Raw genomic sequence first — 25,496 nt, 5'->3', positions numbered from 1 at the left:
CCGGAGAGGGGGGCATTCATCAAGCAGGAAGGGGGCAGATGTGAGATTTTTAGCCAGCATTTCCCCCTCTTTTTACAGAGAGGGAAATGTACCGGAGATTACTTCAGCAATGCCTGTGCTTTTGCAACCACGTTATCCACGGTAAAACCGAACTCTTTGAACAGCAGTTCTGCGGGAGCGGATTCGCCGAAGGTGGTCATACCGACAACGTCGCCGTTCAGGCCGACATACTTGTACCAGTAATCTGCGATACCCGCTTCCACCGCCAGACGCGCGGTCACGGCTTTTGGCAGTACGGATTCGCGATACGCCGCGTCTTGTTTGTCAAAGGTATCGGTCGACGGGATGGAAACCACGCGCACTCTGGTGCCCGCTGCCGCCAGTTTGTCCGCTGCTTCAACCGTAATGCCCACTTCCGAACCGGTCGCAATCAGGATGATTTCCGGCGTGCCATCGGAATCTTTCAGCACATAACCGCCGCGCGCCACGTTTGCCAACTGCCCGGCAGTACGCGGTTGTTGCGTCAGGTTCTGGCGGGAGAAGATCAGCGCCGTCGGGCCGTCTTTACGCTCAATCGCAGTTTTCCAGGCGATGGCGGATTCGACCTGATCGGCAGGACGCCACAGGCTCATGTTCGGTGTGACGCGCAGGCTGGCCATTTGTTCAACCGGCTGGTGCGTCGGGCCGTCTTCGCCCAGACCGATGGAGTCATGGGTATAAACGAAAACGTTGCGGATTTTCATCAGCGCCGCCATACGTACCGCGTTACGGGCGTATTCGACGAACATCAGGAAGGTCGCGGAATAAGGCAGGAAACCACCGTGCAGGGTGATACCGTTGGAAATCGCGGTCATCCCGAATTCGCGAACGCCGTAATGAATGTAGTTACCGGCCAGATCATCACCGAGCGATTTCGATCCGGACCACATGGTCAGGTTGCTCGGAGCCAGGTCAGCGGAGCCGCCAAGGAACTCAGGCAGAATTTTGCCAAAGCGTTCCAGCGTATTTTGCGAAGCTTTACGGCTGGCGATATTTGCCGGATTAGCCTGTAATTCTTCGATAAATTTCTGCGCTTCAGTTTCCCAGTTCGCGGGCAGTTCACCGCTGACACGACGTTCAAATTCAGCCGCCAGTTCAGGATGATCTTTGGCATAAGCCGCGAATTTATCATTCCACGCTTTCTCTTTGGCCTTACCGGCTTCTTTGGCATCCCATGCGGCATAAATATCCTGCGGGATTTCAAACGCCGGATAATTCCAGCCCAGCGCCTTGCGGGTTGCCGCCACTTCGTCTGCGCCCAGGGCTGCCCCGTGCGCATCGTGGGTACCGGCTTTATGCGGGGAACCAAAGCCGATCACGGTTTTGCACATCAGCAGGGAAGGCCGGTCAGTGACTTTGTGGGATTCTTCAATCGCCGCTTTAATGGCATCTGAATTGTGGCCGTCAACGCCACGGATCACGTGCCAGCCATAGGCTTCAAAACGTTTGGCCGTGTCATCGGTAAACCAGCCTTCAACGTGGCCGTCGATGGAGATGCCGTTGTCGTCATAAAACGCGGTCAGTTTGCCGAGTTTCATGGTGCCAGCCAGTGAGCAGGCTTCGTGGGAAATGCCTTCCATCATGCAACCGTCGCCCATAAAGGCGTAGGTATGGTGGTTCACAATGTCGTGATTACCACGGTTGAACTGCGCGGCCAGCGTGCGTTCTGCAATCGCAAAGCCGACGGCGTTGGCAATGCCCTGGCCCAGCGGGCCGGTGGTGGTTTCAACGCCCGGCGTGTAGCCGTATTCCGGGTGGCCCGGCGTTTTGGAATGCAGCTGGCGGAAGTTTTCCAGCTCTGTCATCGGCAGGTCATAGCCGGTGAGATGCAGCAGGCTGTAAATCAGCATCGAACCGTGGCCGTTGGACAAAATGAAACGGTCGCGGTCTGCCCATTTCGGGTTGGCGGGGTTGTGATTCATGTAATCACGCCACAGCACTTCAGCGATGTCCGCCATGCCCATCGGGGCGCCCGGGTGACCGCTGTTTGCTTTCTGGACGGCGTCCATGCTCAGTGCACGGATAGCATTGGCTAGCTCTCTGCGAGAAGGCATATTTTTCTCCGGTTTAATGGTCGCTGACTCAGTGCAGCGATCATCGAAAAAAGGGGGGGGTGAAATTACAGTTGGGCAGACAACATGTCTTCGAGTTTCTTCTGATCGACGGCGAACAGGCGGATGCCTTCGGCCAGTTTCTCGACGGCCATGGCGTCCTGATGATGTTCCCAGAGGAATTCAGCCTGAGTCAGCGGTGCAGGCTTTTTACTGCCCTGAGACGAAGGTTGTAACTTGCGTTCAACCGGCGCGCTGCTGGCTTTTAGCTCTTCAAGCAGGTTTGGCGAAATGGTCAGGCGGTCACAACCGGCCAGCGCCAGAATTTGTTCCACTTTACGGAAGCTGGCGCCCATGATCACGGTCTCGTAGTCATGCGCTTTGTAGTATTCGTAAATCTCACGGACCGATTTCACGCCCGGATCTTTCTCAACGTCATACGCGGCGTTCGGCTCTTTGGCTTTGTACCAGTCATAGATGCGGCCCACAAACGGCGAAATCAGGTAAACCCCCGCTTCGGCACAGGCACGCGCCTGAGCAAAGGAGAACAGCAGCGTCAGGTTACAGTTGATGCCTTCTTTTTCCAGCGCTTCAGCGGCTTTGATGCCTTCCCACGTGGAGGCCAGTTTGATCAGGATCCGTGATTTATCAATGCCCTGTTCCTGATAAAGACCAATGAGCTTACGGGCTTTGGCGATGCATTTTTCGGTGTCAAATGACAGGCGGGCATCGACTTCGGTCGAGATGCGCCCCGGTACGCTTTTCAGAATTTCTGCGCCGATGTTCACGGCCAGCTTATCGGTGGCATTAATGACCTGATCGTCTTTGCTGCCCCCTTGTTTACGGGCATAAGCGACGGCGTCTTTGATCAGGTTTTGGTACTGCGGCAGGTCTGCGGCTTTGAGGATCAGCGAAGGATTGGTGGTCGCATCCTGAGGCTCGAAATGACGGATAGATTCAATATCACCACTGTCGGCAACGACGGTCGTTACCTTTTTAAGTGCGTCTAACTGGTTCATCTCTTAGCTCCTTGGCGAAAAAAACGATACAGCAATAAGGTCGTACGACTCTATTTCGTTGGGCTCCTACCCTGCATCATTCTGTTAACAAACTGAATGCGCTTTTTCTGATTGTTGCGATGGGTCATAACAATGGCAGCCCTCGTCGCAGCTCAGACTGCGGGGCGAGAGAGGAAAGCGCAAGGTCAAACTTTAAGCTTAGTCGAAATTTGCGAGACGTCTTCCGTGAACGAAAAGCAAACAATGTAACGGCTAAGTTTTGGTCGTTATCCGGCGTTTATCGTGGCAGGTTATCTATACTGTCATCGGGTAAAACTGATGGTGATGTTGCATCCGTTTCCTGCTGTCTCTCTAAAAAAATAAGAAACAAAAAAAGGACCCTACGATGGACGAACAACTCAAGCAAAGCGCTCTCGATTTTCATGAGTTCCCGGTGCCCGGAAAAATTCAGGTTTCGCCAACCAAGCCTCTGGCCACGCAGCGCGATCTGGCGCTGGCGTACTCTCCGGGCGTGGCGGCGCCCTGCCTGGAAATCGCCAAAGATCCGCTTGCGGCCTATAAATACACCGCGCGTGGAAATCTGGTCGCGGTGATTTCCAACGGCACGGCGGTACTCGGTCTGGGCAATATCGGGGCGCTTGCCGGAAAACCGGTGATGGAAGGTAAGGGCGTTTTGTTCAAGAAATTTGCCGGTATTGATGTTTTTGATATCGAAGTCGACGAGCTTGATCCCGACAAACTGATCGAGGTGATCGCCGCGCTTGAACCGACGTTTGGCGGTATCAATCTCGAAGACATCAAAGCGCCTGAGTGTTTTTACATCGAGAGCAAACTGCGCGAGCGGATGAATATTCCGGTATTTCACGACGATCAGCACGGGACGGCAATCATCTGTACGGCGGCGGTGCTCAACGGTTTACGCGTGGTCGGGAAAGATATTTCGGACGTGCGGCTGGTGGTGTCCGGTGCCGGTGCATCGGCCATTGCCTGCCTGAATTTGCTGGTGGCGCTGGGGCTGAAACGCCACAACATTACGGCCTGTGATTCCCGCGGCGTGATTTATCAGGGCCGCGAAGAGAACATGGCCGAAACCAAAGCGGCCTATGCCATTGAGGACAACGGAAAGCGCACGCTGGCGGATGCGATCCCCGGTGCGGATATTTTCCTCGGCTGTTCCGGCCCCGGCGTACTGACGCAGGACATGGTGAAAACCATGGCGAAATCCCCGCTGATTCTGGCGCTGGCAAACCCTGAACCGGAAATCCTGCCGCCGCTGGCAAAAGCGGTACGTCCGGATGCCATTATCTGCACAGGCCGTTCGGATTACCCGAATCAGGTGAACAATGTCCTGTGTTTCCCGTTCATTTTCCGTGGTGCGCTCGACGTCGGCGCAACAACGATCAACGAGGAAATGAAGCTGGCTTGTGTGCACGCGATTGCCGATCTGGCGATGGCGGAGCAAAGCGATGTCGTCGCGTCGGCTTACGGGGAAGAAGAGCTTTCGTTTGGCCCGGATTACATCATTCCCAAACCTTTTGACCCGCGCCTGATTGTGAAAATTGCGCCTGCGGTGGCGAAAGCGGCGATGGATTCCGGCGTGGCAACGCGGCCAATTCTGGATTTCGATGCCTACGTCGAAAAGCTGTCGGAGTTTGTCTACAAAACCAATCTGTTTATGAAGCCGATTTTCTCTCAGGCCAAAAAAGACGCCCGTCGGGTGGTGATGGCCGAAGGCGAAGAGGAGCGCGTTTTGCAGGCGACTCAGGAGCTGATTTCTCTGGGGTTGGCAAAACCAATTCTGGTCGGGCGGCCAAGCGTGATCGAGATGCGTATCAAGAAACTCGGTTTGCAGATTGAAGCTGGCCGGGATTTTGAAGTGGTGAATAACGAATCCGATCCGCGTTTCAACGAATACTGGCGTGAATACTATGAGTTGATGAAACGTCGCGGCGTCTCGCAGGAGCAGGCGCGGCGGGCGGTTATCGGCAATCCGACGCTGATTTCCGCCATCATGCTGCTGCGCGGTGAGGCTGACGCAATGATTTGCGGAACGGTCGGCACTTATCACGAGCATTACGATATTGTTGAAAACGTGTTCGGGTTCCGTGAGGGCACGCATGTTGCCGGCGCGATGAATGCGTTGCTGCTGCCGAGTGGGAATACGTTTATTGCGGACACTTACGTCAATGATGATCCTACCGCAGAACAGCTGGCCGAAATCACACTGATGGCGGCGGAAACGGTACGGCGGTTTGGTATCGAACCGAAAGTGGCTCTGCTGTCGCACTCCAGTTTTGGCACATCCGACAGCCCGGCGGCGCTCAAAATGCGGCGGACGCTGGAACTGGTGAATGCGCGTGAACCTTCGCTGGAAATTGACGGCGAGATGCACGGCGACGCAGCGCTGGTTGAAAGTATCCGGCAGGACATCATGCCGGACAGCCCGCTAAAAGGGGCGGCGAATATCCTGATCATGCCGAACATGGAGTCGGCGCGTATCAGCTATAACCTGCTGCGGGTGTCGAGTTCGGAAGGGGTTACTGTAGGGCCGGTGTTAATGGGCGTGGCGAAACCGGTACATATTCTGACGCCGATCGCTTCGGTCAGACGCATTGTGAATATGGTGGCTTTAGCGGTAGTCGAAGCGCAAACCGAGCCTCTATAATTTCCCCGTCATCCTTCGCGCTGCAGATGCGTTGGCTGCACTCGTGAACCCGAATCACTGACCTGTGTCAGCTCATCGGGTTCGCTCAATTGCCGCCTTTCTGCAGCACGAATGATTTAGGGGAAAGCTTCTCTTCCTAAGTAAATCAGTATTTCACTTCGCCGATACGCTCGAGTGCATCAACGATTAAATCCCAGAAACGCTGATGGTCGAGTTTTACCGCGACCTGCGTATGGCAATCGGGCGGCGGCGGTGAACGGAAATCTGCTACCGTCATGCCCAGCGTTAAGTTGCCGGTCAGCTCAATGTCTACCGGGACTTTTTGTACGGTCATCACGTTCGGGTCGATGACATAGGCCACGGCGCACGGGTCATGAACTGGCGGGGAGTCAAAGCCCTGGCGATCTTTGTAGCTCAGGCCGAAGAAATCGAGCAACTCACCGACAAATTTTGCCGGTTGCGTGCCGACGTCGGCGATTCGTGCGGCCACTTCTGGTGTGGCTAATGCCTGATGCGTGAGGTCCAGCCCGACCATGGTCAGCGGCCATTTTTCGTTGAAAACGATGTGCGCGGCTTCGGGATCAATTTTGATATTGAATTCAGCCACGGCGCTCCAGTTACCCACATGGTAACCACCGCCCATCAGTACGACTTCTTTCACGCGTTCGGCGATGCGCGGTTCTTTTCGCACGGCCATGGCGATATTGGTCAGGCCGCCGGTCGGGACCAGCGTGATGGTTTTTGGCGGATGCGACATGATCAAATCAATGATCAGGTCGATGGCATGAACGGGTTCAAGCGTGATGGCCGCTTCCGGTAAAACCGGGCCATCAAGGCCGGATTCTCCGTGGATTTCGTCGGCCACTTCGATTTGCCGCACCAGCGGGCGGGTGGCTCCGGCGGCAAACGGGACGCCGGTCAGGTTGATGACGCGGGCAACGGCCAGCGCATTACGGGTGACTTTTTCCAGTGTCTGATTGCCGACCACGGTGGTGACGGCGAGCAGTTCGATATCGGGATTTCCGTGAGCGAGTAACATCGCGATGGCATCGTCGTGCCCCGGATCGCAATCCAGTATGATCTTTTTGACCATTTTTATTATTCCTTTAAATGTAGTGGTACAGCAGGTTCCTCTGACCGGATTTTAGCGTTTGGCCTGTTGCAGCCACTTATCCAGTTCATTGGCGAATTGCTGGCGGTCACGCTGATTAAGCGCGGGCGGTCCGCCGGTTTGCACGCCGCTGGCGCGCATGGTGTCCATGAAATCACGCATATTCAGGCGTTCTTTTATGGTTTCAGTGGTGTAACGCTCGCCGCGCGGGTTCAGCGCAACGCCCCCTTTTTCGATGACTTCCGCCGCCAGCGGAATATCCGCAGTGACCACCAGATCACCGGGTTCGGTGCGTTTGACGATTTCGTTATCGGCGACGTCAAAACCCGCTTCGACGCGCAGGGTTCGCAGGAATTTCGACGGTGGCGTGCGGATCGTCTGGTTCGCCACCAGCGTCACCATCATGCCGGTGCGTTCGGCGGCGCGGAATAGCACTTCTTTGATTACGTTCGGACAGGCATCTGCATCAACCCAGATTTGCATCAGCGTTTCTCCCCGTTCAGCCAGTCGCGAACCGGCAGAAAATCGGTGTACAGCGCGGCTTCCGGGCTGCCCGTTTCCGGCTGATAACCATATTCCCAGCGAACCAGCGGTGGCATAGACATCAGAATCGACTCCGTGCGGCCACCGGTTTGCAGGCCGAACAACGTGCCGCGATCCCACACCAGATTGAATTCCACATAGCGGCCACGGCGGTAAAGCTGGAACTGGCGTTCACGCTCGCCCCACGGCATCGCTTTGCGTTTTTCGACGACCGGCAGATAGGCGTCGGTGAAGCCGTTGCCCACCGCCTGCATGAACGAAAAACAGGTGTCAAAATCAGGCGTATTCAGGTCATCAAAGAATAATCCGCCGATGCCGCGCGCTTCATTGCGGTGTTTGATAAAGAAGTAATCGTCACACCATTTTTTGTATTTCGGATACACGTCGTCGCCGAACGGCTGACAAAGTTGTTGTGCGGTCTGATGCCAGTGGCGGGCATCTTCTTCAAAACCGTAGTAAGGCGTGAGGTCAAAACCGCCACCGAACCACCACACCGGCGCTTCACCGGGCTTTTCCGCAATGAAGAAACGCACGTTGGCGTGGCTGGTGGGTACGTAAGGGCTGAGCGGATGAATAACCAGCGAAACGCCCATTGCCTGGAAACTGCGGCCCGCCAGCTCGGGACGATGTGCGGTGGCTGATGCGGGCAATGTGGCACCGGAAACGTGCGAGAAATTCACACCGGCCTGCTCGAAGACTGCGCCGTTGGTCAATACCCGGCTCTGGCCGCCACCGCCTTCTTCGCGAACCCACTGGTCTTGCGCGAACTGGCCTTTGCCATCGGCGGCAGCCAGCTGCTGGCAGATGTGGTCCTGAAGCTTGAGCAGGAAGGTTTTGACTTGTTGTATGTCGGGGATAGATTGGCTCACGGGCAAACTCACAGACGTTGACTGAAAAGACATTCAGCGCCTTGCGGGCGCTGAATGATAAAAAAGTGGTGGTTATTATAACCCCAAAACCCGTCGGATCGCCCAGAACAACCCGCGCATCTGCGGCGCGAAGCAGTAAGGTTATCGTGGCTTACGTTCGTTGGCGTCGAAATAGCTGAAGAAATTCACAATTCCCTGAGAAATGGCCTGCGCGATTTCACGGCGGAACGCGGTGGTGCTGAGCAGCTGTTCTTCCTGATGATTGGTGATGAACGAGGTTTCCACCAGAATCGACGGAATTGACGGGGATTTCAGCACGGCGAACGCCGCCTGTTCTGTCTGCTGGCTGTGCAGATGGTGGATCGGACGGATCCTTTCGAGAACGTGATGGCCGAGCGTCAGACTGTTTTTAATGGTGTCGGTCTGGACCAGATCGAAAAGCACCTGTTGCAGATAGTTATTGTCTTCTTTGGCGTATTTCGCGCCCGCAACCAGATCGGCGTCGTTCTCTTTTTTCGACATATACCGCGCCATGGCGCTGCTCGCACCGCGGTTTGACAGCGCAAATACCGATGCACCGGAAGCGCTCGGGCTGGTGTAACCGTCGGCGTGAATCGAAACAAACAAGTCAGCCTGATGCTGATGTGCCAGTTCCACACGCTGATAAAGCGGAATGAAGTGGTCTGAATCGCGCGTCAGCCGGACCTCAATGTGGCTCTGATCGCCGAGGAATTCACGCACGTAGTTGGCGATTTCCAGCACCACATGTTTTTCTTCTGAGCCTTCATGGCCGACGGCACCGGAATCAATCCCGCCGTGGCCGGGGTCAATCATCACCAGCTTTTTAGAGCCCGGCGGTTTCGGTGCCGGGGCGGATTTCGTGATGTGTTCCTGCTGCGCGGCGCTGGCGGAGCGGGAACCAAACGCGGCAATCGCGAGCCCCAGGCCGGACAGCAACAATTGGCGACGGGTGGCGGCAGCGGGAAGAGGCTGGAAATGCAAAAATTTGTTCAGGGGGTTTAACATCAGTCCATTACCGTCAGAAAAAAGCAGAATGCCTTATGTTATAGAGTATCTATTTTATAGTTTCGATCTGAGAACTATTACTTTTTATGAATAATGTGTCGCGAATGAATATTTCGACGAATAAATATCTGTTCAGTGAATGGCTTATAAGATCCATTACCGGTGAAATTCATCGATAAAACACGGTCGTTTATTCGCCAGATTGTGATTTTGATGTTGCGTATCAAGCAGATCACGCGATAATTAAATAAACCCTCATTAACAGCGGCGAACAGTGATGGAAATTCGCGTATACCGTCAAGAAGATTTCGAAGAAGTTCTGACCTTATGGGAGCGCTGCGATCTGCTGCGTCCGTGGAATGATCCTGAACTGGATATTGAACGCAAAATTAACCACAGCCCGGAATTTTTCCTGGTGGCGGAAGTCGGTGGTGAAGTGGTAGGCACGCTGATGGGCGGTTACGACGGCCATCGCGGCTCGGCGAATTATCTGGGGGTTCACCCGGATTATCGCGGGCGCGGGATTGCGAACGCGCTGGTAAATCGTCTTGAAAAGAAACTGATTGCACGTGGCTGCCCGAAAATGAATTTAATGGTGCGCGCCGAAAATGATGCAGTAGTCAGTATGTATGAAAAACTGGGTTACGAGATTTCAGATACGTTATTGCTCGGCAAACGTCTGATTGAGGATCAGGAATACTGAAACCCCGTTGAATGCCTGCAATAACAGAAACAGATAATAAAAAGCCCCGGCGGATGCTTCACCACCGGGGCTTTTTTACGTCAAATGCTTAACGGGCGATTACTTGATCACTTTTACGCTTTTGACGTCCACTTCCACAGAGTTCCAGTCTTTATCGACTTTACCTTCAATGCGGATTTTATCTTTTGGCGAGACGTTCTGACCCTGCCAGCGTTTACCGTCGATCTCCACGTTGAGCGTACCGGTGCTGTCGCGGAAAATATATTTGTCGTGATCGACGCGCTGATCGAGGAAGCCTTCAAGCATCACCCACTGATCGTCTTTCATCGTCTGCACATCTTTCACTGTGCTGAGCGCGGTAGTGCCGGTGAATCCGCCCTGTGCCGCTGGCTGTGTTTGGGCTTCCTGTGCTGAAGGGCCGCTGAACCCGCCTGTTTGTTGTGCGAACGCTGTCGCTGAACAAAGTGTAATGAGGGTTGCCAGAGTGATCTTCTTCATCATAATAGGTCGTCCTTAATTTAACGTTTCCAGAGTACATTCCGGCAACAGTGAGATTTTTAAAGCCTGTTGCCGCGTTGAGAAACAGTAAAGCAGATTGTTCTTAACAGTTTCTTAAGCTGCGTTGATTATTGTTCAATTTCACTTTGTTTGAAGGAATGTGTTTCACGTTTATGAATCCGGATGATTATAACGATCACGGTATGTTGCGGTTACCTCTGTGGTTCTGGACAATCCTGATTTTGCAGGCCCGCACGTGGCTGCTGTTCGTCATGGCGGGCGCCTCGCGTCAGCAGGGCAGCGAGATGCTGTCGCTGTTTTACCCTGATCCGCAGAGTTTCTGGTCCGGCATGTTGCTGGGTTTACCGCCCGCGCTGGTTTTCCTGCTGAGCGGACGCCGGCATCTGTGGCCACGCATCTGGCAGACGGGTTACTGGCTGTTGCTGGCGGGGATGTTTGCGACCTTTGCCTTACAGGGTTTAGGCGTGTGGCAAAGTACCGATACGCTGTCGGCGGTGGATATCCTGCTGGCGCTGCTCGATGCTGCCGCGCTGGCGTACTGGTTGCTCAGCCGCCGTTTGCGCGCCTGTTTTGATGCCGCGCGCCGTCTGGCCTGATGCCATTTCCCGGCCCGCGCTGAACTTTTTCGGAAAGAAAGTACTCGAACTGGCGCTTAACAACGATTTCCAAATAATAAATACGCTGCTGATTTATCCGTCAGGCCGCCCCGGTTTGCGGAAATTTGCAGGAAAGGAGTGTACCGAATGACTGTTCGCTTACGGGCCCGCCCGATGTTGCTGGCGTTACCGCTTTTTCTCGCCGGTTGCTCGTCAATGCCGTCCATGCCGCATATGTCATGGTCAGGTCTGAACCCGCTTAACTGGTTTGGCAGCAGCCTGACCGTGACCGATCAGGGCGTTGGCGGTATCACGGCCAGCACGCCACTGACGGAAACCGCCATCAAAGACGGGCTCAACGGTAACTATTCCCTGCGCAGCGGTATGTCGATGAGTGACGGCAAAATGCTGAGCTTCTTCCAGGCGATGGACGGCAAAGACGTGAAATTGTCCGTCAGCGGCGAGCCGAAAGGGAACGTGCAGCGGGTGGATGTGATGGATCCTGAAGTGGCGAGCGAGTGGGGCGTGAAAATTGGCACGTCGTTCAGCGATCTCTATACCAAAGCGTTTGATTCGTGCGTGAAAGGTGAAGGCGACGATGCGCAGAACGTGGAGTGTAAAGCGCCGCAAAGTGCACACGTCACTTATGTGTTTAGCGGGATCTGGCACGGTCCGGAATCCCTGATGCCTTCTGACGACGCCCTCAAAGACTGGAAAGTCAGCAAAATCGTCTGGCGCGCGAATCCGCTGCAAACCGGTCAGGCGCAGTAACGCCGCTTTTCGCTTGCCGGCGCTTTAGCCTGCAAAAGAAGTCCTCAATGCCTTGCCTTCGCGCAAGGCATTTTTATTGACATCCGGTATGATGGCGCCGGTCAATTTAACGAGGATGAGAAAAATGACTCAGGTTCAGAGCGGCATTTTGCCCGAACATTGCCGTTTCGCCATTTACATTGAAGCGAAAGCTCAGGGTGACCTGGATGCGCTCCGGCAGGGCTGCCGTGCATTTGTGGCCGCATTAAACGATATGCAGCAAAAATTCCCCGCTGAACATGTGGGCGCGGTTGTGGCTTTTGGCCACGACGTCTGGCGCGACCTGTCCGGTAATCAGGGCGCAGACGAGCTGAAAAACTTTGAGCCGCTGGGCAAAGGGCTGGCTCCGGCCACGCAGCGCGACATGCTGCTGCACATTCAGTCACTGCGTCATGATATTAACTTCGCACTTGCACAGGCCGCGCTGAAAGCGTTTGGCAGCGCGATTGTGGTGGAAGAAGAAACTCATGGTTTCCGCGCTCTCGAAGAACGCGACCTCAGTGGTTTTGTCGACGGCACCGAAAACCCGAAAGCCGACGCCCGCGCGCAGGTTGCCATCATTCCTGAAGGTTCTGTGGACGCAGGCGGCAGCTATGTGATGGTTCAGCGCTGGAAACATAATCTGGTGCAATGGGCGCGTTTCTCCGTGCAGCAGCAGGAAGAAGTGATTGGCCGCACGAAAGATACCGACGAAGAATTGGATCCGGAAACGCGCCCTGAAACTTCCCACGTCAGCCGTGTGGATCTGAAAGAAGACGGCAAAGGCCTGAAAATTCTGCGTCAGAGCCTGCCTTACGGCACCGCCAGCGGCGAGCACGGCCTGTATTTCATCAGCTATGCCGCGCGTTTATGGAATATTGAGAAACAGCTGCTCAGTATGTTTGGCGATCTGGATGGCAAACGTGACGCGATGCTGCGTTTCACCCGTCCGGTGACCGGCAGCTATTTCTTCGCGCCGTCCCTGACCCGTCTGGCTGCACTGTAAGTTCTCTTCGCTGTAAGCTCTCTGTGCTGTAAAAAATATGCGTTCAGCGCGTCCGTATCCGGGCGCGCTTTATTCCTTCCCTTCGTGTTTCTCCCTGCGTTTGTGAATGCCTTATAGCTTTTCATGCTTGAAAATCACCAAATGGTATATAAAACCGTTACAGCCTGAACCTCAGTTATAAATACACTGTGTGATATTGAGCGGCTTTTCTGACGCCGCATATCGGTTCATTCACCTGAGGCTGAGCATGAAAACGACGGATTTTGCTGGAAATTTGCTGAAAGGTTCGCTGGCTGCACTGTTGCTGACCAGCGGGGCGGCGTCTGCCACCGAATTGCTGAACAGTTCTTACGACGTTTCCCGTGAGCTTTTTGCCGCGCTGAATCCGCCTTTTCAGAAACAGTGGGCAGATCAGAACAACGGCGACAAGCTGGAAATCAAACAGTCGCATGCCGGTTCTTCCAAACAGGCGCTGGCGATTTTGCAGGGTCTGAAAGCCGACGTGGTGACGTATAACCAGGTGACGGACGTGCAGATCCTGCATGACAAAGGCAATCTGATCCCCGCTGACTGGCAAAGCCGTCTGCCGAATAACAGTTCTCCGTTTTATTCCACCATGGCGTTTCTGGTGCGCAAGGGAAATCCTAAGAACATCCACAGCTGGGATGATTTAGCGCGTCCCGGCGTCGCTCTGGTGTTCCCGAATCCGAAAACGTCCGGTAATGGCCGCTACACCTATCTCGGTGCATGGGGCGCTTACAATATTGAAGACAACAAAAATACCGCACAAACCCGCGCGAAAATGGCGAGTTTCCTCAAAAACGTACAGGTGTTTGATACCGGCGGTCGCGGCGCAACAACGACGTTCGTGGAACGCGGTCTGGGCGATGTGTTAATCAGCTTCGAATCCGAAGTGAACAACATCCGCAAGCAGTATGGCGATGATAAATACGAAGTCATTGTGCCGAAGGTCGACATTCTGGCTGAGTTCCCGGTGGCCTGGGTCGACAAAAATGTCGAGAAAAACGGCACGGAGAAAGCAGCAAAAGATTATCTGAATTACTTGTGGAGCCCGCAGGCGCAGAAAATCATCACCAGTTTTAATTACCGCGTGTATGACAAAACGGCGATGGCGGCCGCAAAAGGGCAGTTCCCGGACACCAAACTGTTCAAGGTTGAAGAACAGTTCGGCGGCTGGCCACAAGTGATGGAAACCCATTTCAGTACCGGCGGTGAGCTGGACAAACTGTTAGAGCAAGGTCACCAGTAATGTTGTTGACGAGCAAACGCGTATTACCCGGATTTACCCTGAGCCTCGGCAGCAGCCTGCTGTTCGTCTGTCTGGTGTTATTGCTGCCGCTGAGTGCGCTGGTCATGCAGCTTTCCCAAATGACGCTGGCGCAATACTGGGATGTTATTACTAATGGTCAGGTGGTGGCGGCGTATAAAGTCACGCTGCTGGCGGCGGGCGTGGCGAGTATTTTCAACGGTTTATTCGGCATGCTGATGGCCTGGATCCTGACGCGTTATGAATTTCCGGGCAAAAGCCTGATTGATGGCCTGATGGATTTGCCATTTGCGTTACCGACCGCCGTGGCCGGTCTGACGCTGGCCGGGCTGTTTTCCACCACCGGTTTTTACGGCCAGTGGCTGGCGCATTTTGATATCAAAGTGGCCTATACCTGGCTGGGTATCGCTGTGGCAATGTCATTTACCAGCATTCCGTTTGTGGTGCGCACCGTGCAGCCGGTTCTGGAAGAACTGGGGCCGGAATACGAGGAAGCGGCCGAGACGCTGGGCGCATCGCGCTGGCAGAGTTTTCGCCGCGTAGTGTTGCCGGAAGTGATGCCTTCGCTGCTGGCGGGCACGGCGCTGTCGTTCACCCGCAGTCTGGGGGAATTTGGCGCGGTCATTTTCATCGCCGGGAATATTGCCTGGAAGACCGAAGTGACTTCGCTGATGATTTTCATCCGCTTGCAGGAATTTGATTATCCGGCGGCCAGCGCCATTGCGTCGGTGATCCTTGCGGCGTCGCTGCTGTTGCTGTTTGCGATTAACACCTTACAGAGCCGTTATGGCCGTCGTCTGGGAGGCCAGTAATGTCTGATATTCCGGCTTTTGCAGGTGAAACCCGCCAGCGTATCGACTGGGTAAAATGGCTGCTTATCGGCACGGGCGTGCTGATTTGTATCCTGCTGCTGGTGATCCCGATGATCAGCATTTTTGTGCTGGCGTTTTCGGACGGCATCGCGGCGGTCTGGAAGAATTTGTCAGATTCCGACATGTTGCATTCCATCTGGCTGACCGTGCTGATGGCGCTGATTACCGTGCCGGTTAACCTGATTTTCGGCACGCTGCTGGCCTGGCTGGTGGCGCGCTTTAACTTCCCGGGGCGTCAGCTGCTTCTGACGCTGATCGACATCCCGTTTGCCGTCTCGCCGGTGGTGGCCGGTTTGCTGTATCTGCTGTTCTACGGCACTAACGGCCCGCTCGGCGGCTGGCTTGATGCGCACAACATTCAGTTTATGTTCGCGTGGCCGGGCATGGTGATGGTAACGATTTTCGTGACCTGCCCGTTTGTGATCCGTGAGCTGGTGCCGGTGATGCTGAGCCAGGGCAGCCACGAAGATGAGGCCGCGGTGTTGCTCGGGGCGTCCGGCTGGCAGATGTTCCGCCGCGTGACGTTACCCAATATCCGCTGGGCTTTGCTGTACGGCGTGGTGCTGACCAATGCCCGTGCGATTGGCGAGTTCGGTGCCGTGTCGGTGGTGTCCGGTTCTATCCGTGGCGAAACCTACACGCTGCCTCTACAGGTTGAATTACTGCATCAGGACTACAACACCGCGGGCGCGTTTACTGCCGCCGCGCTGCTGACCCTGATGGCGATTGTCACATTGTTTCTGAAAAGCGGCCTGCAATGGCGTCTGAAGCGCCACAACGACCGTCTTGAGCGGGAGGAAAATCATGAGCATTGAAATTAACGGTATCAACAAATACTTTGGCCGCACGAAGGTGCTCAATGATATTTCGCTCGATATTGCTTCCGGTGAGATGGTTGCGCTGCTCGGGCCTTCCGGCTCCGGCAAAACGACGTTGCTGCGCATTATCGCCGGTCTGGAGAACCAGAGCGCCGGTCGCCTGAGTTTCCATGATAAAGACGTGACCCGCGTGCATGCCCGCGATCGCCAGGTCGGCTTTGTGTTCCAGCATTATGCGCTGTTCCGCCACATGACGGTGTTCGACAATATCGCCTTCGGACTGACCGTTTTGCCGCGTCGCGAGCGTCCGAACGCCGAAGCGATTAAGCAGAAAGTCTCAAAATTGCTGGAGATGGTGCAGTTAAGCCATCTGGCAAACCGCTATCCGGCGCAGCTCTCCGGTGGTCAGAAACAGCGTGTCGCGCTGGCGCGTGCGCTGGCCGTGGAACCGCAAATTCTGCTGCTCGATGAACCGTTTGGCGCGCTCGATGCGCAGGTGCGTAAGGAACTGCGCCGCTGGCTGCGTCAGTTGCATGAAGAGCTGAAATTCACCAGCGTGTTCGTGACTCACGACCAGGAAGAAGCCATGGAAGTGGCGGATCGCGTCGTGGTGATGAGTCAGGGCAATATTGAGCAGGTCGGCGCGCCGCAGGAAATCTGGCGTGAACCGGCAACCCGCTTCGTGCTGGAATTCATGGGCGAAGTGAATAAAATCAGCGGCGACATTCGTGGCTCACAGCTTTATGTGGGCGCGCATCACTGGCCGCTGGAGAACCCGCCGCTGCATCAGGGCGCGGTGGATTTGTTCCTGCGTCCGTGGGAAATGGAAATTACCGCCCAGAGTACGCCACGTTGCCCGCTGCCGGTGAAAGTGCTGGAAGTCAGCCCGCGTGGTCACTTCTGGCAGCTGATTGTGCAGGCCGAAGGCTGGCATGACGAACCGCTTTCCGTGGTGCTTTCTGATACTCACGGCAATGCGGCTCCGCAGCGCGGCGATCGTTTTTATGTCGGCGGGCTGAACGGACGCCTGTATGCGGGCGATCAGCCGCTACAACCCGTTGCGTTAGCGAAGAGCGCCTGATATTTTTTAATCAGCAGGTTTCTCCGGGCGGTCTCTGAGCCGCCCTTTTTATCGTCTGATATCTCTTTATGTAATTTTTATCAGTCCATAGTTCGTTTTGATATAAGGCAAGCCCCGTGAGTACGCTCGAACATTACATCGGTAATACACCGCTGGTGAGATTACAGCGATTGCCCAAAGATCTGGACAGTGAAATTTGGGTCAAGCTGGAAGGCAATAATCCTGCCGGTTCGGTCAAGGATCGCGCTGCGCTGTTTATGATTGAACAGGCGGAAAAGCGCGGTGAAATCCGACCGGGCGATACGCTGATTGAAGCGACCAGCGGAAATACCGGGATCGCGCTGGCCATGATTGCCGCGCTCAAAGGTTATAAGCTGAAATTGCTGATGCCGGAGAATATGAGCCTGGAACGGCAGGCGTCGATGCGCGCTTACGGCGCTGAGCTTTTGCTGGTCAGCCGCGCACAGGGCATGGAAGGCGCACGCGATCTGGCGCTGGATATGGAAAAACAGGGGCTGGGTAAAGTGCTGGATCAGTTTAATAATCCGGACAACCCGCTGGCGCATTTCACCACCACCGGCCCTGAAATCTGGCAACAAACACACGGGCGCGTCACGCATTTTGTTTCCAGTATGGGCACCACGGGCACAATCACCGGGGTCAGCCGCTTTTTGCGCAGCCAGCATGCGGGCGTGCAGATTATTGGTCTGCAACCGGCAGAAGGCAGCAGTATTCCGGGCATCCGCCGCTGGCCGCAGGCGTATCTGCCCGGCATTTTCAATCCTGAGCTGGTGGATGAAGTGATGGACATGGGGCAGGGCGAAGCAGAAGACACGATGCGCGCACTGGCGCGTGAGGAAGGGCTCTTTTGCGGCGTGAGTTCCGGCGGCGCTGTCGCAGGCGCGCTGCGCGTTGCCAGAAGCCATCCGGGCAGCGTGGTGGTCGCGATTATCTGCGATCGCGGCGACCGTTATCTCTCGACGGGCGTTTTCTCTGACTAAGAACTCCTGACGTAAAGCGTGGTCACATTTAACAGGCAGGCCTTTGCGCCTGCCTTTTGCTTTCTGTTAAACGCTAACAGATTGATTTTAATCTTCTATAATAGTGATAGCGTAAAACACGTTACCTTTATTCCTTACACTCGGGTTTCTGCGGGATGAAATTCTGTCAGAGACTGTGTAAAAAAAGAGTAAAAGCGGCTGCGTAATGCAGGCTTAGTGGTAAAAATGACCAAAATTTTAGCCAGGCGGAAATAAAGAATGAAAATTTTGTTAGTCGATGACGATCTTGAATTAGGCACCATGCTCAGTGAATACCTGATCGCAGAAGGTTTTGACGCCTCTCTGGTGCTGACCGGTAAAGCGGGCGTGGAAGGCGCGATGTCTGGCGAATACACCGCAATGATCCTCGACATTATGCTGCCGGACATGAGCGGTATTGATGTACTGCGTCAGGTGCGCAAAAACAGCCGTCTGCCGATTATCATGCTGACGGCCAAAGGCGACAATATTGACCGCGTGATCGGCCTGGAAATGGGCGCTGACGATTACATGCCAAAACCATGTTATCCGCGTGAACTGGTGGCGCGCCTGCGTGCGGTGCTGCGTCGTGTGGAAGAGCAGCAGGAATCGCATTCTGATTCCTCATCGGTTAATTACGGCGACCTGACGTTGAATCCGGCGACCCGCAGCAGCGAATGGCGCGGTGTTCCGTTTGACCTGACGGCTTCAGAATTCAATTTGCTGGAACTGCTGCTGCGTTCGCCTGAACGCGTGGTGTCAAAAGATGAGCTGTCGGAAAAAGGCCTGGGGCGTCCGCGTGAAGCTTACGACCGCAGTATTGATGTGCACATCAGTAATATCCGTCAGAAACTGGGGTCACTGGAAGGTGGCGATATTCTGACTATTGAAACGGTGCGCAGCATTGGCTATCGAATCCGCTAAACGTCTGCGCGGAAGGTTGTTCTGGAAAATCCTGCTGGGATTCTGGTTTACCTTCGTGGCAATCACTCAGGGGCTCTGGGTGGTTTTTGCGTTTTATAATCCGCATGAACCGCCGGAAAGTGGCATTGCCCGGCGTTTTGTGAAACTCCAGATCACCTCGGCGGTTTCCACGCTTCATTCCGGTGGTCTGCCCGCGCTGAATGCCATGATGGCCGACTGGCCGGAAGATGATCGTCAGTTCTTCTCGGTAGCGCCTTCACTGCTTCCTGCACAGGGCAGCACGATGCAGGATCTGGAACCGGGCAAGATACCGCATGAAGTGGTGGAGTTCGTGCAGGGGCCGGACGGGCAGGGTTACCGGCTTCGTTACGATGTCGCCGGGCTGATGGACGAGTACCGCCCAAGAAGACACCGGGAATTACTGAACATGCCGCCGCCGTTGCTCTGGCTTGGCGGGTTGGGCGGTCTGCTATTCAGTCTGGTTCTGGCCTGGAACCTGACAAGGCCGATGCTGCAAATGCGTAAAGCGTTCGGGCGGGTTGCGCAGGGCGATTTATCGGTGCGTCTGTTTTCCAGTATGGGCAAACGGCACGATGAGCTGTCCGAGGTGGCGCGTGATTTCGACTCAATGGCGGAACGCTTGCAGGTGCTGGTGAAAGCGCGTGAAGAGCTGTTGCACGACGTTTCGCATGAGCTGCGTTCTCCTCTGGCCCGTTTGCAGCTGGCGATTGGTCTGGCGCGGCAAAACCCGTCTAACGTTGAAACCTCTCTCAGCCGTATTGAACACGAAGCGGGGCGTCTGGATAAGATGATCGGCGAATTGCTTGCGCTGTCGCGAACGGAAAACAGCGAAATCCCGGACGAAGAGTATTTTGATCTGTACGGGCTGGTGGAAGCGGTCGTCAATGATGCCCGCTACGAAGCACAGCTGCCGGGCGTGAATATCACGATGCACCCGGAAGTGCCGGACGAAATGGATTACACCGTGAAAGGCAATGCTGAGCTGATGCGCCGCGCGGTCGATAATGTGGTGCGTAACGCGCTGCGCTTTTCCGCCCGGGGGCAGACCATCAGCGTTTCTCTGGCGCAGGTTGAAGAGTTTTTACAGATTGAAGTGGCCGATCAGGGGCCGGGCGTGGAAGAGGATAAGCTGTCGAGTATCTTTGACCCGTTTGTGCGCGTGAAATCGCCGTTGTCTGGCAAAGGTTACGGCCTGGGACTGGCGATTACCCGCAAAGTGATGCTGGCACATGATGGCAAAGTTGATGCCCGTAACGCGCAACCCCACGGATTGGTGATCAGCCTGATGGTGCCGCACTGGAAGATTTAAACGTTCAGTCTTACCCGTCTTACAAAAGATTCAGGCAATAAAAAACGGCGCACAAGGCGCCGTTTTTTGACTTCTTAGTTCTTCGGGCTGATTACTTCTTGATGCGGATGATTGGGGTTTCGCCCACAGTCACGCTACCGGTCAGTTTAATCAGCTCTTTGATCTCGTCCATGTTAGAGATAACAACCGGAGTCAGGGTAGACTTCGCTTTCTCTTCCAGCAGGGCCAGATCAAATTCGATTACCAAATCGCCTTTCTTAACGCGCTGACCTTCTTCGGCGATACGTTTGAAGCCTTCGCCTTTCAGTTCAACGGTGTCGATACCGAAGTGAACAAACAGTTCGATGCCACTGTCGGATTCGATTGAGAAAGCATGGTTAGTTTCGAAGATTTTACCGATAGTCCCGTCAACCGGAGCAACCATTTTGTTGCCCGCTGGTTTGATAGCAATACCGTCGCCTACGATTTTCTCAGCGAAAACAACGTCAGGCACGTCTTCAATGTTGACAATTTCACCAGACAGCGGCGCCACGATTTCAATGATGCCAACGTCTTTTTTATCATCCGAAACCAATGATTTCAGTTTATCGAACAAACCCATGATCTTCTCCTAAGCATTAATTTGGGCAGCTTTACAGCATCGCGCAATTAGCAGAGTGTTTTTTCTTCAATGAACTTGTTAACCAGGTTCATCAACTCTTGCGCCGTAGGTTGGGCCAGGGCCTGATCTGCCAGCGCTTTCACATCTTCGAAGTTTGTATTGCGAATAATTTTCTTGATGCGTGGGATAGAGATAGCACTCATGCTGAACTCATCTAACCCCATGCCCAATAGAAGAAGTGTAGCACGTTCGTCACCGGCTAGCTCGCCACACATCCCTGTCCATTTACCGGCAGCATGAGATGCGTCAATAACTTGTTTAATTAAACCAAGTACAGACGGAGACATTGGGTTGTACAGATGAGAAATCAGCTCATTACCGCGATCCACAGCCAAAGTATACTGGGTAAGATCGTTTGTACCAATACTGAAGAAATCGACTTCTTTCGCCAGATGATGAGCAATCACAGCAGCCGCTGGAGTCTCAACCATCACGCCGACTTCGATTGTTTCATCGAATGCCTGGCCTTTTTCGCGCAGCTCAACTTTCAGCATTTCGAGTTCTGCTTTCAGTTCACGCACTTCTTCAACAGAGATGATCATCGGGAACATGATGCGCAGTTTGCCGAACGCAGAAGCGCGAAGAATACCTTTCAGCTGGTCGTGAAGAATTTCTTTACGGTCCAGACAGATACGGATTGCACGCCAGCCCAGGAATGGGTTTTCTTCTTTTGGCAGGTTCATGTACGGCAGGTCTTTATCACCGCCGATGTCCATGGTACGTACGATAACCGCCTGTGAGCCCATCGCTTCAGCAACGGCTTTATATGCCTGGAATTGCTCTTCTTCGGTAGGGAGGCTGTCACGGTCCATGAACAGGAATTCTGTACGATACAGGCCGACACCTTCAGCGCCATTGCGCTCTGCACCGGCGACGTCGCGCACGGTACCGATGTTGGCACAAACTTCCACCTGATGGCCGTCCAGCGTAATCGCCGGCAGATCTTTCAGTTTGGTCAGTTCGTCTTTTTCAGAGATGTACTGGTTCTGAACCGCTTTCAGCTCATCAATAACGTCTGCCGTCGGGTTGACGTAGATTTTATTGTTTACAGCGTCGAGGATCAGATAGTCATCATTTTTGACTTGTTTGGTCACATCACTGGTGCCGACGATAGCAGGCAGTTCCAGTGAACGGGCCATGATAGAGGTGTGAGAAGTACGGCCACCCAAATCAGTAATGAAGCCCAGAACCTTGTTCAGGTTCAGCTGTGCGGTTTCTGATGGCGTCAGATCGGTTGCAACCAGGATAACTTCGTCCTGGATTGAGCTCAGATCAACGATAGCCATGTCCAGAATGTTGCGCAGCAGACGTTTACCGATATCACGTACGTCAGCCGCACGTTCTTTCAGGTATTCATCGTCAAGCTCTTCCAGGGCTTTCGCCTGGCCTTCAATCACAGAGAAAGCAGCCGCATCCGCAGAGGCGTGCTCGTCTTTGATGAGGGCTATGATTTCCTGTTCAAGCTCTTCGTCTTCCAACAACATGATGTGGCCTTCGAAGATGGCTTCTTTCTCTTCACCGAAGGTCTCACCGGCTTTGGTCTTGATCACTTCCAGCTGGGCTGATGCTTTCGCACGGCCAGCAAGGAAACGTTCAACTTCCTGATCAACCTGATCAGGAGAGATTTTTTTCCGGTTGATGACAATTTCATCTTCTTTCAACAGAAGAGCTTTGCCGAAAGCGATACCGGGAGATACTAAAATGCCTGAAATCATAACCCTACCTTTCTCTTGACTGGTTTAAACTATATAAGAGCGGCTGTTGTTACTCGAGCTCTGCCATCAGTTTTACCAAGTGTTCAACGGCTTTTTGCTCGTCTTCACCTTCAGCTGAGAGGGTCACAACGGTACCTTGGGTCAGGCCCAGAGTTTGCAGTTTGAACAGGCTTTTAGCACTGGCGCTTTTACCGTTTGAAGTCACGGTGATGTCAGAAGCAAAACCTTTGGCTTCTTTCACGAACTGTGCAGCAGGGCGAGTGTGCAGACCATTAGGAGCGGTAATAGTAACTTCTTGCTGGAACATTGTTGTTTCCCCAACTTATTAAAGTAATGTTGTGGGACTAAAGTTTAGCTTATAGGCTTCACTTTAGCCTGTAGAGATTAGCGCCTGACTATGGTTCAGGGGCAGGTTCAGATGCAACAGAAAAGAGAAAATAGCGCACTCAGCGATAAAACACTTTGCCCTAGATCCAAGCTTTCCTGTTATTCCGCCATTATGCCGTTTTTTTCCCTCATGTAACAAATCGGTAAATCGATTCAGCGGGCGGCGTCATGGAAGCGATTAATTTCACGCAGCGAAATAATTGTCCGGTTAAATACTAAACCTGGCGCGTAAAATCAATGATGGAGTGGTATAAACTTTGACGTAGCCCACAAAAAAGCACCCCGAAAGGTGCTTTTTTAATCGCTTTTAAGGATGTGGCATTATTGTTGCAATTCTTTTTCCGTAAACAAATCTGCAAACAATGCAGTACTCAGATAGCGTTCGCCGGAGGACGGCAGGATAACGACGATAGTCTTATCGGCAAATTCCGGTTCTTTTGACAATTTCACGGCGGCTTCAACAGCTGCACCGGAAGAAATCCCCGCCAGAATGCCTTCTTCTTCCATCAGTCGACGTGCCATCTGAATAGATTCGTCATTAGTGATCAGCGTGACGCGATCCAGCAGTTCCAGATCCAGGTTGCCCGGAATAAAACCGGCACCGATACCCTGAATTTTGTGCGGGCCTGGTTTCACTTCTTCGCCATTCAGCGTTTGAGTAATTACCGGAGAATCGGTTGGCTCAACGGCTACCAGCGTGACGCTGCTTTTTTTACTTTTCAGATAACGGCCAGTTCCTGTGATGGTGCCGCCGGTGCCGACGCCTGCAATCAGCACGTCAACCGCGCCATCGGTATCTTCCCAGATTTCCGGGCCGGTGGTTTGTTCGTGGATCGCCGGGTTTGCCGGGTTGCTGAACTGCTGAAGGATGAGGTAACGATCCGGATCGCTGGCCTGAATTTCTTCGGCTTTCGCAATCGCGCCTTTCATGCCTTTCGCGCCTTCTGTCAGAACCAGGTTTGCACCCAGAGCTTTCAGCAGCTTACGGCGTTCAACGCTCATGGTTTCCGGCATGGTCAGCGTGAGTTTATAACCGCGCGCGGCTGCAACGTACGCCAGCGCAATCCCGGTGTTCCCGCTGGTCGGTTCAACCAGTTCGATATCTTTGGTCAGTATGCCGCGTTTTTCAGCATCCCAAATCATGTTCGCGCCGATGCGACATTTCACGCTGAAGCTCGGGTTACGTGACTCGACCTTAGCCAGAATCCGGCCATTACCGATACGGTTCAGGCGAACCAGTGGCGTATGGCCAATTGTTAATGAATTGTCTTCATAGATCTTGCTCATAACCCGTCCTTTAACTGTATGAAATATTCACGGTGTGAAGCTTTCAACACTATGAAATTAGTGGGAATCAGAAAAGCATACGCGAACGGCTTTCCGAGTGAAGTAAGGTTTTGGTATTTGCTATACCGATCCGTTATTAAGAAATAAGTTTGGGATAAAAAAGTCAAGCATAGCAAACAGCCGCACTGAGGCGGCTGTTGAGAAAAAAATGCAGTTTGAATGCAGATTGTGCCACTATTTTCGCGTGGTATTAACGTCGATATTATTTTTCACATACACCGCGCGGTAACGGTCGCACCACATGGCAGTGGCTCCGCAAACGGCGACGGGCAGGATCACCAGATTCAGCACCGGAATCAGGGTGAACAGGCTGACCAGCGAGCCAAACTGCATGTTGTCGATTTTGTTGCTGCCGAGCGAGCGGCGCATATCGGCAAAGCTGACTTTGTGGTTATCGAACGGGTAATCGCAATACTGAATCACCACCATCCACGCGCTGAAGAAGAACCACAGCACCGGCGCGATGGTCTGGCCAATCACCGGAATGAAATACAATGCAAACAACAGCACGGCGCGGGGCAGGTAATACGCCAGTTTCTGCCATTCGCGTTTCATGATGCGCGGCAGATCTTTCATGATGTCCCAGATACCGCTGTCAGGGAGTGGTTTGCCGGTCAGGCGCGCTTCGAGCTGCTCCGCGAGTAATCCGCTGAACGGCGCGGCTATCCAGTTAGCAATCGTGCTGAAGAAGTAGCTGAACACCAGCAGCACCGAAAGCACGACGATCGGCCAGACCAGATAATCGAGCCAGCTGAGCCAGGCCGGGATTTTACTCATCATCGCCGGGATCCACTCTCCCAGTTTGGTAAACAGCCACCAGAACGCGCCGCCCATCAGGACAACGTTCACGGCCAGCGGTAAAATCACAAAACGTCGTATCCCGGGTAAGGAAATGAGCGTCCAGCCCTGTTTGAAATAATGCACGCCGTTTTCTTGTCTGGCGCTTTGCGATGAAGTCATAAACGAAATTTTCTCTCTGAGTTGAATGACATGGGCTATCATATCGGTATGATTTTCCACTGGCTAGCGGTGGATTGGCTGAAAAAACAGCAAAAAAAGGTGCAACTACCCTATTTATTAGCAGAAAGTAGAGTCGAGACTTGCACTTATCTACGTGG

24 protein-coding genes are annotated in these 25,496 nt (G+C 53.7%); 12 read left to right on the top strand and 12 right to left on the bottom strand.

What is annotated here, in order from left to right:
- Positions 1 to 98 precede the first annotated feature (98 nt).
- Complete coding sequence (tkt, locus tag KWG64_RS03500; RefSeq protein ID WP_195816200.1) at positions 99 to 2,093, bottom strand: transketolase; 1,995 nt, start codon at positions 2,091 to 2,093, stop codon at positions 99 to 101.
- Between the two features lie 65 nt (positions 2,094 to 2,158).
- Positions 2,159 to 3,109 (bottom strand): transaldolase, encoded by a 951-nt coding sequence (gene tal / locus KWG64_RS03495; protein ID WP_195824797.1) that lies wholly within the window; start codon positions 3,107 to 3,109, stop codon positions 2,159 to 2,161.
- Between the two features lie 385 nt (positions 3,110 to 3,494).
- Between tal and maeB the strand changes: the two genes are divergently transcribed.
- Complete coding sequence (gene maeB, locus KWG64_RS03490) at positions 3,495 to 5,774, top strand: NADP-dependent oxaloacetate-decarboxylating malate dehydrogenase (RefSeq protein WP_195824796.1); 2,280 nt, start codon at positions 3,495 to 3,497, stop codon at positions 5,772 to 5,774.
- Between the two features lie 145 nt (positions 5,775 to 5,919).
- Here the strand turns inward: maeB and KWG64_RS03485 are convergent, their stop codons facing one another.
- From KWG64_RS03485 to amiA, 4 genes are all read right to left on the bottom strand, one after another.
- Entirely contained in the window at positions 5,920 to 6,867 is a 948-nt protein-coding gene (locus tag KWG64_RS03485; protein WP_218520914.1) for a nucleoside hydrolase, read from the bottom strand.
- A gap of 51 nt (positions 6,868 to 6,918) precedes the next feature.
- Entirely contained in the window at positions 6,919 to 7,368 is a 450-nt protein-coding gene (locus KWG64_RS03480; RefSeq protein ID WP_101076283.1) for a YaiI/YqxD family protein, read from the bottom strand.
- Positions 7,368 to 8,330 (bottom strand): oxygen-dependent coproporphyrinogen oxidase, encoded by a 963-nt coding sequence (gene hemF, locus KWG64_RS03475; RefSeq protein WP_195824794.1) that lies wholly within the window; start codon positions 8,328 to 8,330, stop codon positions 7,368 to 7,370. Before hemF ends, KWG64_RS03480 begins: the two co-directional genes overlap by 1 nt.
- A 108-nt stretch (positions 8,331 to 8,438) precedes the next feature.
- Positions 8,439 to 9,323: an N-acetylmuramoyl-L-alanine amidase AmiA gene (amiA, locus tag KWG64_RS03470; protein WP_104921115.1), complete on the bottom strand. Its 885-nt coding sequence runs from the start codon at positions 9,321 to 9,323 to the stop codon at positions 8,439 to 8,441.
- Positions 9,324 to 9,600: 277 nt separating this feature from the next.
- Between amiA and KWG64_RS03465 the strand changes: the two genes are divergently transcribed.
- Positions 9,601 to 10,026 (top strand): GNAT family acetyltransferase, encoded by a 426-nt coding sequence (locus KWG64_RS03465; protein ID WP_013574419.1) that lies wholly within the window; start codon positions 9,601 to 9,603, stop codon positions 10,024 to 10,026.
- Positions 10,027 to 10,125: 99 nt separating this feature from the next.
- Here KWG64_RS03465 and KWG64_RS03460 read toward each other — a convergent pair whose 3' ends face one another.
- Complete coding sequence (locus KWG64_RS03460; protein WP_193333091.1) at positions 10,126 to 10,524, bottom strand: YgiW/YdeI family stress tolerance OB fold protein; 399 nt, start codon at positions 10,522 to 10,524, stop codon at positions 10,126 to 10,128.
- A gap of 173 nt (positions 10,525 to 10,697) precedes the next feature.
- Here KWG64_RS03460 and KWG64_RS03455 point away from each other — a divergent pair, with 173 nt between their 5' ends.
- The 10 genes from KWG64_RS03455 (at position 10,698) to KWG64_RS03410 (ending at position 20,268) form a co-directional block, all read left to right on the top strand.
- The gene (locus tag KWG64_RS03455; RefSeq protein WP_218520913.1) at positions 10,698 to 11,141 is read left to right on the top strand and encodes a DUF2919 domain-containing protein; all 444 of its coding nucleotides are present in this window, start codon (positions 10,698 to 10,700) and stop codon (positions 11,139 to 11,141) included.
- Between the two features lie 147 nt (positions 11,142 to 11,288).
- The gene (locus KWG64_RS03450; protein ID WP_165058440.1) at positions 11,289 to 11,912 is read left to right on the top strand and encodes an RpoE-regulated lipoprotein; all 624 of its coding nucleotides are present in this window, start codon (positions 11,289 to 11,291) and stop codon (positions 11,910 to 11,912) included.
- A 124-nt stretch (positions 11,913 to 12,036) separates the two neighbouring features.
- Positions 12,037 to 12,936 carry a Dyp-type peroxidase gene (locus tag KWG64_RS03445; RefSeq protein ID WP_218520912.1) on the top strand — a complete coding sequence of 300 codons (900 nt, stop codon included), beginning with the start codon at positions 12,037 to 12,039 and terminating at the stop codon, positions 12,934 to 12,936.
- Positions 12,937 to 13,183: 247 nt separating this feature from the next.
- Positions 13,184 to 14,206: a sulfate ABC transporter substrate-binding protein gene (locus KWG64_RS03440; protein ID WP_218520911.1), complete on the top strand. Its 1,023-nt coding sequence runs from the start codon at positions 13,184 to 13,186 to the stop codon at positions 14,204 to 14,206.
- Positions 14,206 to 15,036: a sulfate/thiosulfate ABC transporter permease CysT gene (gene cysT, locus KWG64_RS03435; RefSeq protein ID WP_101076275.1), complete on the top strand. Its 831-nt coding sequence runs from the start codon at positions 14,206 to 14,208 to the stop codon at positions 15,034 to 15,036. The genes KWG64_RS03440 and cysT overlap by 1 nt, the downstream gene beginning before the upstream one ends.
- Entirely contained in the window at positions 15,036 to 15,911 is an 876-nt protein-coding gene (cysW, locus tag KWG64_RS03430; RefSeq protein WP_218520910.1) for a sulfate/thiosulfate ABC transporter permease CysW, read from the top strand. The genes cysT and cysW overlap by 1 nt, the downstream gene beginning before the upstream one ends.
- Complete coding sequence (cysA, locus tag KWG64_RS03425; RefSeq protein ID WP_195824790.1) at positions 15,901 to 16,995, top strand: sulfate/thiosulfate ABC transporter ATP-binding protein CysA; 1,095 nt, start codon at positions 15,901 to 15,903, stop codon at positions 16,993 to 16,995. Before cysW ends, cysA begins: the two co-directional genes overlap by 11 nt.
- 116 nt (positions 16,996 to 17,111) lie before the next feature.
- Entirely contained in the window at positions 17,112 to 17,996 is an 885-nt protein-coding gene (gene cysM / locus KWG64_RS03420) for a cysteine synthase CysM (protein WP_195816209.1), read from the top strand.
- 258 nt (positions 17,997 to 18,254) lie between these two features.
- A complete protein-coding gene (locus KWG64_RS03415) occupies positions 18,255 to 18,938 on the top strand; it encodes a response regulator transcription factor (RefSeq protein WP_101076260.1) in 684 nt (227 codons plus the stop codon).
- Positions 18,919 to 20,268 carry an ATP-binding protein gene (locus KWG64_RS03410; protein WP_195816210.1) on the top strand — a complete coding sequence of 450 codons (1,350 nt, stop codon included), beginning with the start codon at positions 18,919 to 18,921 and terminating at the stop codon, positions 20,266 to 20,268. Before KWG64_RS03415 ends, KWG64_RS03410 begins: the two co-directional genes overlap by 20 nt.
- A 91-nt stretch (positions 20,269 to 20,359) precedes the next feature.
- Here the strand turns inward: KWG64_RS03410 and crr are convergent, their stop codons facing one another.
- The 5 genes from crr to cysZ all read right to left on the bottom strand — a co-directional run bounded on the left by crr (position 20,360) and on the right by cysZ (position 25,338).
- A complete protein-coding gene (gene crr, locus KWG64_RS03405; protein ID WP_152324516.1) occupies positions 20,360 to 20,869 on the bottom strand; it encodes a PTS glucose transporter subunit IIA in 510 nt (169 codons plus the stop codon).
- A gap of 47 nt (positions 20,870 to 20,916) precedes the next feature.
- On the bottom strand, positions 20,917 to 22,644 hold the full coding sequence (gene ptsI, locus KWG64_RS03400; protein ID WP_195816211.1) for a phosphoenolpyruvate-protein phosphotransferase PtsI: 1,728 nt from the start codon (positions 22,642 to 22,644) through the stop codon (positions 20,917 to 20,919).
- 49 nt (positions 22,645 to 22,693) lie between these two features.
- Complete coding sequence (ptsH, locus tag KWG64_RS03395) at positions 22,694 to 22,951, bottom strand: phosphocarrier protein Hpr (RefSeq protein ID WP_013574433.1); 258 nt, start codon at positions 22,949 to 22,951, stop codon at positions 22,694 to 22,696.
- 401 nt (positions 22,952 to 23,352) lie between these two features.
- Positions 23,353 to 24,318: a cysteine synthase A gene (cysK, locus tag KWG64_RS03390; RefSeq protein WP_152324514.1), complete on the bottom strand. Its 966-nt coding sequence runs from the start codon at positions 24,316 to 24,318 to the stop codon at positions 23,353 to 23,355.
- Between the two features lie 234 nt (positions 24,319 to 24,552).
- Positions 24,553 to 25,338 (bottom strand): sulfate transporter CysZ, encoded by a 786-nt coding sequence (cysZ, locus tag KWG64_RS03385; protein ID WP_218520909.1) that lies wholly within the window; start codon positions 25,336 to 25,338, stop codon positions 24,553 to 24,555.
- Between the last annotated feature and the right edge of the window lie 158 nt (positions 25,339 to 25,496).

Source organism: Rahnella sp. PD12R (assembly GCF_019200965.1).
Classification (GTDB): Bacteria; Pseudomonadota; Gammaproteobacteria; order Enterobacterales; family Enterobacteriaceae; genus Rahnella; species Rahnella laticis.
The sequence above is the reverse complement of the archived record's forward strand: the minus strand, read 5'-3'. Positions and strand labels throughout refer to the sequence as shown.